Source organism: Hymenobacter sp. B81 (genome assembly GCF_044628455.1).
Lineage (GTDB): Bacteria > Bacteroidota > Bacteroidia > Cytophagales > Hymenobacteraceae > Solirubrum.
This window is the reverse complement of record NZ_JBIYZW010000003.1, coordinates 323,523-335,846: the sequence shown is the minus strand read 5'-3', so window position 1 is coordinate 335,846 and position 12,324 is coordinate 323,523. Positions and strand designations below refer to the sequence as shown.

Here is a 12,324-nt window from a genome sequence, read left to right as displayed (position 1 = left end):
TTACAGGTCTAGGGTGAGGGTGCAGGTGTAGTGGTCGGGAGCGTTGTCGACTTGCAGGGAATAGCGGTTGGGGTAGATGACGTCCAGGCGCTTGCGGGTATTGGCCAGGCCGATGCCCGTGGTTTTTTCCTTGGGCCCGTGGCGCTTGCGGTTGTGGGTGTAGAAGTACAGCTGGCCCGCTTCCACGCGCAGCCGAATCAGCAGCGGCTCGCGCGCATCCGACAACTCGCCGTGCTTGAAACAGTTTTCGACGAAGGTGATGAGCACCAGGGGCAGAATCATCAGGAACTGGCAGCTGCCTTCCTGCTCGAAGCGAATCTGCAGGCTGTTGCTGAAGCGCAATTGATTGATGGCAATGTAGTTCTGCAGGTGGTGTACCTCCTCCTCCAGCATCACCTTGCCGTTGTCGCCGGCCTCCTTCAGGGCGTAGCGCATGATGTCGGAGAGCAGCAGAATGCCCTTGGCCGAGCTTTCCGACAGCGGGTAGACCTGGGCGTAGAGGAAGTTGAGGGCGTTGAAGAGAAAGTGCGGGTTGATCTGGCTGCGTAGAAAGGCCACTTCGGCTTCGAGCAGGCTTTTCTCGGTAAGGCGCAGCTGCTCTTCCTGCAGGCGCTTCTGCTTTTCGAGCCGGATGGCGTTGCGGGCAAACCAGTAGGCGCAGCTCAGCAGCAGGAAGTAGATGCCGCGCGACAGTGTTTGGGCCCAGAACATCTTCAGCGAGTCGACCGGCCGCAGCATGGGCTCGGCCAGCGCCGGCAGCAGCTCGCCGTTGATAAAGTAGCGTAGCAGGGCGTAGAGGCCGAATACAGCCAGCAAAGCCAGCGCGTAGAGCAGGTAGCGGCCGCGCTTGTAGAAGGCGGGCAGCAGCCAGTGGCTGTTGGCGTAGAACAAAAACGCGTACAGGCCGAAATTCAGGCCGGTTTCCCAATAATTAAACTTGGATCCGTCAACAAAGAGCAGCAGGAACGATTCATATATGATGTAAAATATCCATATTGAAAGGTGAATAAGTATAAGTTTGACCCACTTCGAATTGACTTGCATAGAGTTGACAGATACGTGCAATGTCCGACCCAAAACGACCGGCAGCATCTTGGCCTACAAACAGATAGCGCCGAAAAAGTTAGCACCAACGGCTCCTCATAAAGCCCGAAAATAGCGCCGTATGGCGGATCAGTCGCCCCGACTGCCTCCGCTGAGCCGGCGAAATTTAAAGTAAAAAGCCGAACCGCCCTGCCCCGCGCGTAGCCGGGGTTCATCCCGTGAAACGCCCGGTTGGTGTAATATTTTACCCCCGGCCCGCGGCCTGCCCTATGTTTGTTTCATCCCCGCCCAACCAGGCCTTCTTTTCCACAACCTGTTCACACTCAATGCGCATGAAAACCACTGCTACTGCCTCCAAACTCAGCCTGAAAAAAACCATCATTACCCGCTTCTCGCAGGCATCGGCCGGCCGCGGCCACAAGGCCCCGGGCGCGCCCATGCCCACCACTTCGCTCGACACCTGGACGTCGGTGGCCTAACCGGGCCGTCTTTCCGACGCCACCATGCATAAGGGGCGCTGCTGCCGGGCCGTTGGGACGGCGGCAGCGCCCCGCTGCTTGGGGCCTGCATCCGCTGTAGTATCATTTAGCCCCCCGCTGCGTATGCTTTCCCCACTAGCCGTTCCATCCTTCCGTGCCAGCACCGTTCGCCCTGCTCCGCCCGCCTACGCCCCGAACTCCGCGCCCGTGACCGGTTGGGACGCCATCCCCGCTCTTCTTGAGGCGCGCCTGAGCACGCCCGAGCCGCTGGCCAATCCGGGGGGACTGGCTGCCTATTACTACCTGCTTTACCGCCAGCACGGCCAGCTCGGCTACCTGGAGCGCGCCCACGCACTGTTCAACCAGCAGCTGGCTTACAGCCAAGCCCCCGCCGCCGGAGCTGGTAGCCCCGCGGCCCTGGCCTGGCTGGGCGCCCGCGCCGACGTGCAAACCCAGGCCTCGTACGCCACCTGCCCGCTACGCCCGCTCGACGCCACGCTGTTCAACCGCCTGCAGCAGCTCGGCTCCCAGGCCCAGCCGGCCGACCGCGCCGAGCTGCTGCACCTGGTGCGCTACTTCCGCCTGCGCGCCGGTTGCGGCGAGTCGGCAACCTACCTGTCCCGGATTGTTGAGCTGCTCGGCACCCCCGCCTACCTGGTGCCGGCGGCCAATTCAGTCAGCCCGGCCGCTCAGTCGCTGGCGTTGCCCGATGGCCTTACCGGCGAGCTGCTGTTGCTGACCGAGGTGTACCAGGCCGCCGGCCGCCCCCCGACCCTGGCCGGCCTGATTCGGGCTCGGGTAGCGGTGCTGCTGGCCACCCGCCGCGAAACCGACTTCTCGGCCGGCCACTACTCCATTTTCCCCGACACCGCCGCCGAACCCGGCCAGCCGGCCTGCTTTTCCAATCACCTGAGCTGGGGCCGCGGCAGCGACCTGGCGGCTTCCCTGGCCCTGTACCGCGCGCAGGCCGTGCTCCACGATGCCGAGCTGGGCCGCATTGCCGAGCTGGTGGGCCTGAACACCCTGCTGCGCACTGCGCCCGAAACCACCGGAATCGGCAGCGCGCAGTTCTTCCAGGGCGCGTTCGGCGTGGCTTACCTGTACCGGCAGCTGCATTTTCTGAGCGGCCACCCGGCCTACCAGCACGGCCACGCCTACTGGCTGCAGGCCGCCGAGCGGTACCTGAGCCAGGAGCTGGCTGCGGGCTTCTACCACACCCAGCCCGCCGATTCGCTGAGCGGCGCCCTGGGCATCGGGTTGGCGCTGCTGCAGTTATCACCCGCCTCCACCGTGGCCGGCGAGGCCCGCGGCGCCCTCGAAGTCGTTTAGCCGGCCCGGATTCATTGCATTTCTCACGTTGCTTTCCCCGGCGGGCCCTCCGGGGCTTTTTTCGTTTACGCCTAACGCCCGGCGTCGGCGCATTCCATTCGCCGGTAGCCCGGGATGGGCCTAGCAAAAGCCCGGCCCGGTGCCGGAGGTATCCTGCGCCGGGCCGGGCTTTTGCCGGGAACCACGTCAGCCGCTCAGGCCAGGGCTGCCGCGTAGGAGGCCGGCGCTTTCGCCCGCTGCGGCAGCCAGCTGCCGGCCGCAAACAGCTCCTGGTTCAGGGCCCGCAGGGTGCGCTCCTTGTCGGCCGAATGCACCAGCACGCTCACGTTGTGGGCCGAGCCGCCGTAGCTGATCATGCGCAGCGGCACCCGGCGCAGGGCCCGGAAGATGGCGTTGGCCAGCCCGGGCTGCTCCTGTACCAAGTTGCCCACCAGGCAGATGATGGTTTGCTGCTCGTCGACTTCCACCTCGCCGATGCGGCGCAGCTCGTCGAGGATGGCGGGCAGGTGGGTGGCGTCGTCGATGGTGAGCGACACGGCTACTTCCGAGGTGGTAATCATATCAATCGACGTGCGGTGTCGCTCGAACACGCCGAATACGCACCCCAGAAAGTGCGGCGTTGGTAGCCGGCGGCTGCTCTTGACCTTGAGGGCGGTGAGCCCGTCCTTGGCGGCCACGGCCTTGATGGCGTCGTGGCCGGTGCGGGCGGAGATGAGCGTGCCCGGGGCTTGGGGCTGGAGCGTGTTCAGCAGGCGCACCGGAATGCCGTGCTCCCGCGCGGGCAGTACCGAGCTCGGGTGCAGGATCTTGGCCCCGAAGTAGGCCAGCTCGGCCGCCTCGTCGAACGACAGCTCCCGGATGGGGTAGGTGCCCTCCACCACGCGCGGGTCGTTGTTGTGCAGCCCGTCGATGTCGGTCCAGATCTGGATTTCCTGCGCCCGCACCGCCGCCCCGATCAGCGAGGCCGAGTAGTCCGAGCCCCCGCGCTTGAGGTTGTCCACCTGCCCCTGCGCGTTGCGGCAGATGTAGCCCTGAGTGATGAACAGCTGCTGTCCCGCGTGCCGGGCCAGCAAGGACGTCAGCTGCTCTTGGATGAAGCCGGCGGCGGGCTCGGCGTTTTCGTCGAGGCGCATGAACTCCAGCGCGGGCAGCAGCACGGCCTCCCGGCCCAGCATGGCGGTGCAGTAGCGGTGAAACAGCAAGGTGCTCAGCAGCTCGCCCTGGGCCAGAATCACCCGCTCGCCGGCGGCCGTCAGCGGCTGGCGCGCGAGGGCCTGCACGGTATCGAAGGCCGTATCGAGCTGGGTGCAGGCCTCGGCGGCCACGGCGGCCTCGGGCAGCAGCTCCCAGGCCAGCTGCCGGTAGTGCTGGCGCAGGTTTTCGATCTGCTGAATGGCCCCGCTCAGGTCGGCTGCGTACAGGCGACGGGCAATGTCGACCAGGGCATTGGTGGTGCCGGCCATGGCCGACAGCACCACGATAATGGGCTCGTGGGTGGGCAGCAGCGCCGGCAGGGCGCGCATGCGCTGCGCCGAGCCGACGGAGGTGCCGCCGAATTTGAGAACTTTCATAACAGGTAAGGAAATGAAGTCAGGTGATGGAAAGCGGCGGGCTTAGTCGGCGCCCACCCGGTTGTTTTCTTCCTCGCTGGCCGACTGGCGCGTGCGCGGCGCCACTTTCAGGCCCTTGTTGAAGCGGTAGGTGAAGGTGAGCTTCACCTGCCGGGTCTGCCAGTTGTTGCGCAGGGTCACGTCCACGTCCTGGTAGCGGCTCACCCCCACGAAGCGGTTCCAGCCAAACAAGTCGGTGGCGCTCAGGCGCAGGGTGCCGCGCTTGCCCAGCACGGCTTTGGAGGCGCCCAGGGCCAGCATGCCGTAGGGCTGCTGAATAAAGGTGCCCGCGATGGAGCGCGAGGTGTACCAGCCGGCCAGCTCCAGGCCCCAGCCGTTGTCGAGCTTGGCCTGGTGTAGCATGTTGCCCTTGAGCGTAGTGGCCTCGAGGGAAAAGGGCTGGTCGTTGAGCTGGCCGGCGTAGCGGTTGTGGGTCAGCTGCACGTCGAAGCTGGAGGTAATCAGCTCCGACACCGGCACCTCGGCGCTGACGCTCACCCCGCGCACCACGCGGGTGCTCAGGTTTTCGGGCCGCTCGAAGGCAAATGAGCCGTCCTGGCCGAACACTTCCTGAATGATGTTGGTGGTGCGGTTGTAAAGCAGCGTGGTGGTGAGCAGGCCATCCTTGAAGCTGTGGCTCAGCTCGGCGTTGTGGGTGAACTGGGGCAGCAGGCCGGGGTTGCCTTCCTCGTAGGTATAGGGGTCGAGGTACACGCGGAAGGGGTTCAGGTCGCCGTACTCGGGCCGCTCGATGCGGCGGGCGTAGCTCACACCCAGCTTGTGGGTTTCGCCCAGCGTGTAGGCCACGGCGGCCGAGGGAAACAGCTGGGTGTAGTCGCGGGTAAAGGCTTGGCCGGTGCGGCGCTGCTCGCCCTCGGCGCGGGTGTTTTCGAGGCGCAGGCCCAACTGCACCGACCACTTGCCGGTTTCCTGGCTGTAGTTGGCGTAGCCCGCGTTGATGTTTTCCTCATACAGAAAGCGGTTGCTGCGCGTAGTGTTGGCTACCCAGCCCTGACTGAGCCAGTTGTCAAAGGGCGCGTCGTTGTCGGTGCGCACGTAGCTGGCCTTCAAGCCCAGCTCCAGCTTGCGGTTCTCGCCCAGCGGGTGCAGGTAGTCGGCCTTGGCGGTGTAGATGGCAATGCGCCGGTCGATGCCCTGGCGGAAGCGCGCGTCGGGGCGCCCGGCCTCGCCGCCGGCCGTGCGGTAGGAGTTGGTGAAGTCCTGGCTGAGCTGCGAGTGGTACTGCACGTAAGCCAGGTCGGCGCTCAGCTCGCGGCCTGTGGTGTCGAGCTTCTGCTGCAAACTGAGCGTACCGCCCAGGTTCTGCCAGCGGCCGCGGCTGCTGGCCGGGGCCTGCACCAGCAGCAAATCCTGGCCCGCAGCGTTCTGAAACCGCGTCAGGTTGCGGGTGGTCGAGTGGTTGGGGTTGTGGTAGCCGTTGACGGAGGCACCAATGACGGTCTTTTCGCCCAGGGCGTAGTCCACTCCTACCCGCCCGTTGAAGGTGCGGTTGTGGGTTTTCATAAAGGTGTTCTGCTGGTAAAGCGCCGTGTCGGGGGTGGCACCGCGCAGGCGGCGCTGGCCCAGAAACTCCTGGTAGCCGTTGCGCAGGCCGGCGCCCAGCGAGCTGTAGAGCGTCAGCGGGCCGCTGCGGTAGTTCAGGTTCAGGTTCTGCACCGCGCCGGCGTATCGGCCCTGGGTGTAGGTGCTCGTGGCGCTGCCGCTCAGGCCCTTGAGCTGGCTTTTGGCAGTGGTGATGTTGATGACGCCGTTGCCGGCCGCGTCGTACTTGGCCGAGGGGTTGGTCATGATTTCCACCTGGTTGACCTGGCTGGCCTGCATGCTGCGCAGCAGCGCGGCCAGGTCGGACCCGGTCAGGTAGGTGGGTCGCCCGTCGAGGTACACGCTCACGCCTTCCTTGCCGCGCAGCCCGAGGTTGCCGTCCTTGTCGACCGACACGCCGGGCGACTTTTCCAGCACTTCGAGCACGCTGCTGCCGGCGCTGGTGATGGAGGCGTCCACGTTCACCACGGTGCGGTCGAGCTGGCGCTCCACCAGGGGTTTCTTGGCCACCACCTGCACTTCGCCCAGCAAGGTCTGGGCCGTGAGCATGGTTAGCGCGGGCTGCTGGTGCTGGGGCTGGTTGAGGTCGAAGGGCTCGGGCGTGGCGTCCTGAAAGCCCACGCTGGTGATGAGCAGGGAGTAGCGACCGTAGGTTACTTCGGGCAGCTCGTAGGCGCCCTCCACGTCGGTGAGGGCAATTTTGGCCACTTTCAGGTTCTCGGCCTGGCGCAGCACCACGGTGGCAAACGGCACCGGCTGGCGGCTGGCGTCGAGCACCTGGCCGCGCACGGTTCCGGTAAGTTGCTGGGCCGCCGCGGTCAACGACCACAGGCCGGCCAGCAGCAGCAATACGACGGCAATGGAGCGTCTCATGAAGTTGAAGAGTTAGAATTTCGGCTTCCGCGGGGCGGAGAATTCAGAAAATCGGTGGATGAAAAGGGTGCGGCGCCCGCGGGTTGGGGTCCTCAGATGCGGGCCGCCACGTACTCGATGTCGAGGCCCGCGCCCTGGGTGCAGAGCGTGGCCACGTAGGCCGCGTCGATGGGCAGGCTGTAGTACCACCACTGCTCCTGGCGGCGGCCGTTGTGGTAGAGGCAGCGGTCGGCTTCCACGTAGATGTGCTGGAGGCGCAGGTCGGAAATCAGGCCCACGCCCTTGGCCTTCACCAGGCTTTCCTTCTTGGTCCACAGCTCGCAGAACACGCGTTCCATGCCGCCGCGACCCAAGGCTTCCACCTCGTCGGGCCGCAAAAACGAGCGGAAGTCGTCGAGGTCGTAGGCGCGGATCTGCTCCACGTCGAGGCCCACCGGGTACTGGTCCGACATGGCGCAGGCCACCACGGTGCCCGAGTGCGAGATGGTAAAGTCCAGGGGGCCGGGCAGGCGGGGCTTGCCCAGCGCGTCGCGGTAAAAGCCGCGCAGGCCGTCGTGGGGCTGGTCGAAGCAGTCGAGCAGGCCGCGCACCAGCAGCTTGCCCAGCAGCGAGGCGTGCTGGTCCTGCCAGCGCCGGTAGCGCAGCACTTCCTGCTGCAGGGCGGGCGGCAGCGAGTGCAGCAGGTCCATAAACGACCGGGCAGCCAGACGATCCTGAAAATCGAAGCTGGAGTACCGGATCATCTCAGCAGGCTATTTCCAGCGCCACAGCCTCCTTCATCAAAGCCGCGATGACGGGGTATTGCTGGTGAATGAAGAAATGGTTGCCGGGCAGGCGCAGGGCGCGGAAGCCGCCGCGGGTTTCGGCGGCCCAGTCGGCCACGTCTTCCTCGCTCAGACCCTCGGCGCGGCCCACAATCACCGTCAGCGGCACGGGGCTGGCCGCGGGGCCGGGGTAGCGGTGGGTTTCCAGGGCGCGGATGTCGGCGCGGATGATGGGCAAACAGAAGCTCATCAGCTCGTCGGAGGCCAGTACCTCGGCCGGCAGCCCGCCCAGTTTGGTGAGCTCGTGGGTGAGCAGCCCGTCGCTGAGGCGGTGGCGGCCCCGGCGGTAGCGCTCGGCCGCGGGGGCGGCGCAGCCGGTGGCGAAGAAGTGCAGCGGCAGCTCCATGCCCGAAACCTGCATGCGGCGCAACAGCTCGTTGCCCAGGATGCCGCCCATGGAGTGGCCGTAGAGTAGGTAGGGCCCGGCCACCTTGGCCAGCAGCTGCTGGTAGAGGTCTTCCACCATCTCGCCCAGGTCGGTGAGCAGGGTTTCGGTTACGCGCTGCCCGCGGCCGGGCAGCTCCAGGGCTACGTGCTCGATTTCGGGCGAGAGAAAGGGCTTGAGGCCGCAGAACGAGTACTTGCCGCCACCGGCGTAGGGAATGCTGAACAGTTGAATCTTTTGCATGGTCGGGGCCAGCCGGGCTGGCGGGTTGAGGTTGTGGAAGAGGGCGCAGGGGCGACAGGCGGAGCCGGAACGGGTCGGGCGCGGCCCACTGCACCCCTGATAAATCTGCTTGCGGAAGGCTCTAAGGCCAATTTTATTACACCAATGCCCCGTTGGCCGGGATTAACCCGCGGGGCGGGCCGGGGGCGGATTTTCCGGTCCGGCTAGGAGGGCTTAGCCCACGCTCACGCGCTCCTGGGCGCGGGCCCTGATCTGCTCGAGGTAGTGGGCAAATTCCTGCAGGGCGGCGTCGCTGCCGAAGGCTTTGAAGTAGCCGGCCTGCTCCAGCTCCAGGGCGTAGAGGTGCGAGAGGGTGGCGTCGGTGCTGAGCTTGCCGCCGATGAAGAAGGGCGTCTCGGCCAGGGCCGGCTCGCGGCGGGCTTCCTCGATGAGCGCCTTGCCCTCGATGAAGCCGTGGCCGTTGATGGTGGACACCACCACGGCGTCGGGCTGGTGGGCGCGGCCGGCCTCGGCCAGCAGCGCCGGCGGCACGCAGGGGCCCAGGTTGACCACGGTGAAGCCGCTTTCCTCCAGCAGCAGCTGCATAAAAATCAGGTTCCAGTTGTGCGCGTCGGAGGGCACGGTAGTCAGCAGGATGACGGGTTTCATGGGGTGAGTTGGTTGAGAGTAGTTCGGAGTAGCAGAAAGCGGCTCAGCCGGCCAGCGCGGGCACCGCGTCGTAGCGCAGCTGGTTGTAGGAAAGCATGTCGAACAGGGCGCCGGAGGTGAGCGGGCGCTGGCGGCCGGCGGCTACCAGCTGGCGCGGGAAAGGAATGCGCCCGGTGGCGGCCCAGCCGGTGTAGCCCCGCTCGTCGATGCAGGCGAAGGAGCGGCGGCGGTTGTCGGGGTGCAGGCAGAAGGGCACGTCCCAATAGCCCCGGGCAAAGGCCAGCTCGATGCCCCGGCCGATGTTGCTGCCCAGGTTGAGCAGGGTGTGCAGCAGGCAGCGCGCCTCGGCTACGATGACCTCGGTGGCGGCCTGCACCTCGGCCTCGTCGAGCGGCAGGGCGGCTGGCTCACAAGCAGCCTGGTACGACCAGCACAAGGCGTCGAGGTTGTCCTGGATCTGGGGAATCTGGTGGGCTTCCTTCACCGTTTTCACGATGAGGCGCTCGGCCCCGCCGGCGCGGGCAATGCGGGCGCTTTCCTCCATCAGCGCCCGGGCGCCGGGGTAGGTCTGCGGAAACTTGCCCATGAAGGTGTAAAACACGATGTGCCAGTGCTCGGCCGGCCCCAGGTACTCTTCGCCCAGCTGGCGCAGGGCGCGCAGGGCGGCCACATCCTGCCGGGCGTTGGTGCCCTGGGCCAGGCTTACCGACAAGGAGCGCAGGCCGTTTTCCTGAAAAAACAGCGCCTCAATCAGGGTAATGGCAATGAGCATGGACGGCGGGCAGAGCTGGCCCATCATGCAGCCGCCGAAGCTTTCGATGTGGTGGCTGGGGCTGGCGGCGGCAAACAGCTGGGTGCAGCGGCGCCAGGCCTCGATGCTGTGGGCCAGCGGCACGCGGCCGTAGGGCAGGCAGTAGGAAATGGGGCCGCCCTCGGTGGCGTCGAGGCCGGCGCGCACGATGGCGCGGAAGATTTCCTCGGGCAGAGAGCTGCCGTGGCGCACCTGCACCGGGAAGTCGGGGCCACGCAGGCCGGCCAGCAGCTGGCGGTTCTGCGCGTCGCTGTAGGTCACAATGGGGTAGCCGTTGAGGGCCTTGCCTTCCTGCACCGCGCGGCGGGCGCTGGCGAAGTCGCCGGTGCGGGTGAAGCTGTCGAGGGTGATGGTGCCGATGGCGGGCACCCGCGCGGCGGCCACGGCCTCCAGGCCCCGGCGCATGGCGGCCGCGTCGCTGAAGCCCATGCGCGGCTGCACCACCAGCTGGCCCTGCCGGGCGCGTGCCTTTACGAAGTCATGAAAAAACGCGTGCGTCTGAGTCATAATACAATTCCGTTGGCGCCCGCGGCGGCGGGCAAACGCTGCAATTCAAACCAATCCTTCCCCACCCTTTCGCGCCGCCCTTTCCCCCGCCCCGGTCTGATATTCAGAGCAAATCCAGTCTCAGCACCCTTTGAACCCGGGCAAGGCAGTAGCCAGCAGCCGGGCAGAACGCGGCTTGCGGGCGGGCGGTTAAAGCGGGGCGGCGGGCCAGCCGGGGCTACGGAATCATCCTAAACTACCGGCTGGCCAGTTGGCCGCGGGGAGGCGCCGGCTCAGGCTACTTCCAGCTCGGCCTCCAGCACTTTCTGGTCGGTGGCAATCCGGCCGTAGTCGAACTTGAGCACGCGGCGGGCGCAGTCGAAGTAGGCGTCGTCGTGGGTCACGGCAATGACGGTCTTGCCCGCCTCGCGCAGCTCGGGAATAATCTTCTTGTAGAAGTAGCCGCGGAACACCGGGTCCTGCTCGGCGGCCCACTCGTCGAGCACCAGGATGTCCTTGTCCTCGAGCAGGGCGTTGATGAGGGCCAGGCGCTTCTGCTGGCCCTTGGAGAGCGTGACCTTGAGCTTGGTGGCCGAGTCACCCAGCGGAATCACGTCGGTGAGCTGCATTTTCTTGAGCAGGGCCACCAGGCGGTGGTTGTTGGTGGTCAAATCCAGCTTGTCGTAGTTTTCGCCGAACAGGTGGCAGTCGGTGAAGATGGCGCAGATCTGGTTGCGGTAGGCCGGGTAGTTGCGCGCGTCGATGCGCTGGCCGTTGAGGTAGATGTTGCCCGAGTGGGGCAGGTAGAGGCCGGTGAGCAGGTTGATGAAGGTGCTCTTGCCCGAGCCGTTGCCGCCGGTTACGAAGATGCTTTCCCCGCGCTTGATTTCCAGGTTCAGCGGCAGCAGGCGGAAGGTCTCAGCCCGCTTCTCGTCGTAGTACTCGAAGGTCACGTTCTCGAAGCGCAGGCTCTCGAACTCCTGGCCCAGGCCCTTCACCTCGCCGTGGCCGGTGCTCACGGCCGCGTAGCCGTCCACCACCTCGTTGAACTCGTTGAGCCGCTCGATGGCAATGCGCATCTGGAAGAACTCGTGCATCTCGCTGATGACCACGTTGGCCGGCCCCATCAGGTAGAGCAGCGTCACCACGAAGCTGCCGCTCAGGGCCGCGTTGGTGTTGAGCAGCGCGGGCAGCAGAAACAGCACCAGCCCGATGCCCAGGTACCAGGAGTAGGTGCCCAGCAGCTCGTTCATCATGTGGCGCACCAGGGTGCGCACGGTCAGGGTCTTCACCTTGTTGCGGTTTTCGGTGAGGTAGTCGAGGTAGAGCGTGTCGCTGCGCTCGATGCTCATCTTCACTTCCTTGAAGCCGCGCAGAAAGTCGTTGACGTTGCGCTGGTACACGTTGGCCAGGTTGCGGGCCGTGTTCAGATCCTGCTGAATGGCGCGGCTGCGCAGGTTGTAGAACAGGATGAGCGCGGCCAGCACGGCCATGATGGCCAGCGCCCCCAGCGGGTTGCTCCAGAACAGGTAGCTGACGCCAATCACCACCATGATGCCGGCGTTGAAGGTTTCGATGAAGGCCTGCGGAAAGCGCTGCAGGGTGTTCACGTCGCTCATGGCCGTGCGCACCCGCTCCTCGCCCAGGCGCAGGTAGTCCTCGTAGTTGGTAAAGCGCAGCTTGTTGAAGATGGACAAATTCAGCTCGTTGCCCATGTCGTAGGTGAGCTGAATCATGTAGCCCTGGAAAAAGCGCGCCATGCCGAAGGCGGCCACGATGAGCACCGCGTACACCAGCCAGTCGTGCTCGTTGAGGAAGGGCAGCGGCGTGCCGTTGATCTTGTGGTTGATGAGCAGCAGCAGGGCGCTGGCCCAGATGCTGTTGACCAGGCCCAGCAGCAGCAGCAGGGCGTAGAAGTACTTCGATTTCTTTTGCAGAATGGCAAACAGTTCCATGTGCGGAGGTGCTTTGGGAGTGACGAAGAGAGAAGGGCGCCGCGACGGGCAGGAGTAGTAAGCAAGGGGCCGCA

General features: G+C 65.6%; 10 protein-coding genes. 2 read left to right on the top strand and 8 right to left on the bottom strand.

Translation table 11 applies throughout. The features are described 5' to 3' along the window. Positions 1-891: a sensor histidine kinase gene (locus ACE191_RS18265; RefSeq protein WP_400193678.1), complete on the bottom strand. Its 891-nt coding sequence runs from the start codon at positions 889-891 to the stop codon at positions 1-3. Between the two features lie 485 nt (positions 892-1,376). Here ACE191_RS18265 and ACE191_RS18260 point away from each other — a divergent pair, with 485 nt between their 5' ends. Further along, complete coding sequence (locus ACE191_RS18260; RefSeq protein WP_400193677.1) at positions 1,377-1,523, top strand: hypothetical protein; 147 nt, start codon at positions 1,377-1,379, stop codon at positions 1,521-1,523. Between the two features lie 123 nt (positions 1,524-1,646). Further along, positions 1,647-2,852: a hypothetical protein gene (locus ACE191_RS18255; RefSeq protein ID WP_400193676.1), complete on the top strand. Its 1,206-nt coding sequence runs from the start codon at positions 1,647-1,649 to the stop codon at positions 2,850-2,852. 194 nt (positions 2,853-3,046) lie between these two features. Here ACE191_RS18255 and ACE191_RS18250 read toward each other — a convergent pair whose 3' ends face one another. The 7 genes from ACE191_RS18250 to ACE191_RS18220 form a co-directional block, all read right to left on the bottom strand. Then, positions 3,047-4,423, bottom strand: coding sequence for an aspartate kinase (locus tag ACE191_RS18250; RefSeq protein WP_400193675.1), 1,377 nt, complete (start codon positions 4,421-4,423; stop codon positions 3,047-3,049). A 42-nt stretch (positions 4,424-4,465) separates the two neighbouring features. After that, positions 4,466-6,898 (bottom strand): TonB-dependent receptor domain-containing protein, encoded by a 2,433-nt coding sequence (locus tag ACE191_RS18245; RefSeq protein WP_400193674.1) that lies wholly within the window; start codon positions 6,896-6,898, stop codon positions 4,466-4,468. Positions 6,899-6,990: 92 nt separating this feature from the next. Further along, the gene (locus ACE191_RS18240; RefSeq protein ID WP_400193673.1) at positions 6,991-7,641 is read right to left on the bottom strand and encodes a 4'-phosphopantetheinyl transferase family protein; all 651 of its coding nucleotides are present in this window, start codon (positions 7,639-7,641) and stop codon (positions 6,991-6,993) included. A 1-nt stretch (position 7,642) separates the two neighbouring features. Continuing rightward, positions 7,643-8,350: a thioesterase II family protein gene (locus ACE191_RS18235; protein ID WP_400193672.1), complete on the bottom strand. Its 708-nt coding sequence runs from the start codon at positions 8,348-8,350 to the stop codon at positions 7,643-7,645. 213 nt (positions 8,351-8,563) lie between these two features. Beyond that, entirely contained in the window at positions 8,564-8,998 is a 435-nt protein-coding gene (locus ACE191_RS18230; protein ID WP_400193671.1) for a cobalamin B12-binding domain-containing protein, read from the bottom strand. Between the two features lie 43 nt (positions 8,999-9,041). Further along, positions 9,042-10,316, bottom strand: coding sequence for a methylaspartate mutase (locus ACE191_RS18225; RefSeq protein ID WP_400193670.1), 1,275 nt, complete (start codon positions 10,314-10,316; stop codon positions 9,042-9,044). A 272-nt stretch (positions 10,317-10,588) separates the two neighbouring features. Continuing rightward, the gene (locus ACE191_RS18220; RefSeq protein ID WP_400193669.1) at positions 10,589-12,250 is read right to left on the bottom strand and encodes an ATP-binding cassette domain-containing protein; all 1,662 of its coding nucleotides are present in this window, start codon (positions 12,248-12,250) and stop codon (positions 10,589-10,591) included. Between the last annotated feature and the right edge of the window lie 74 nt (positions 12,251-12,324).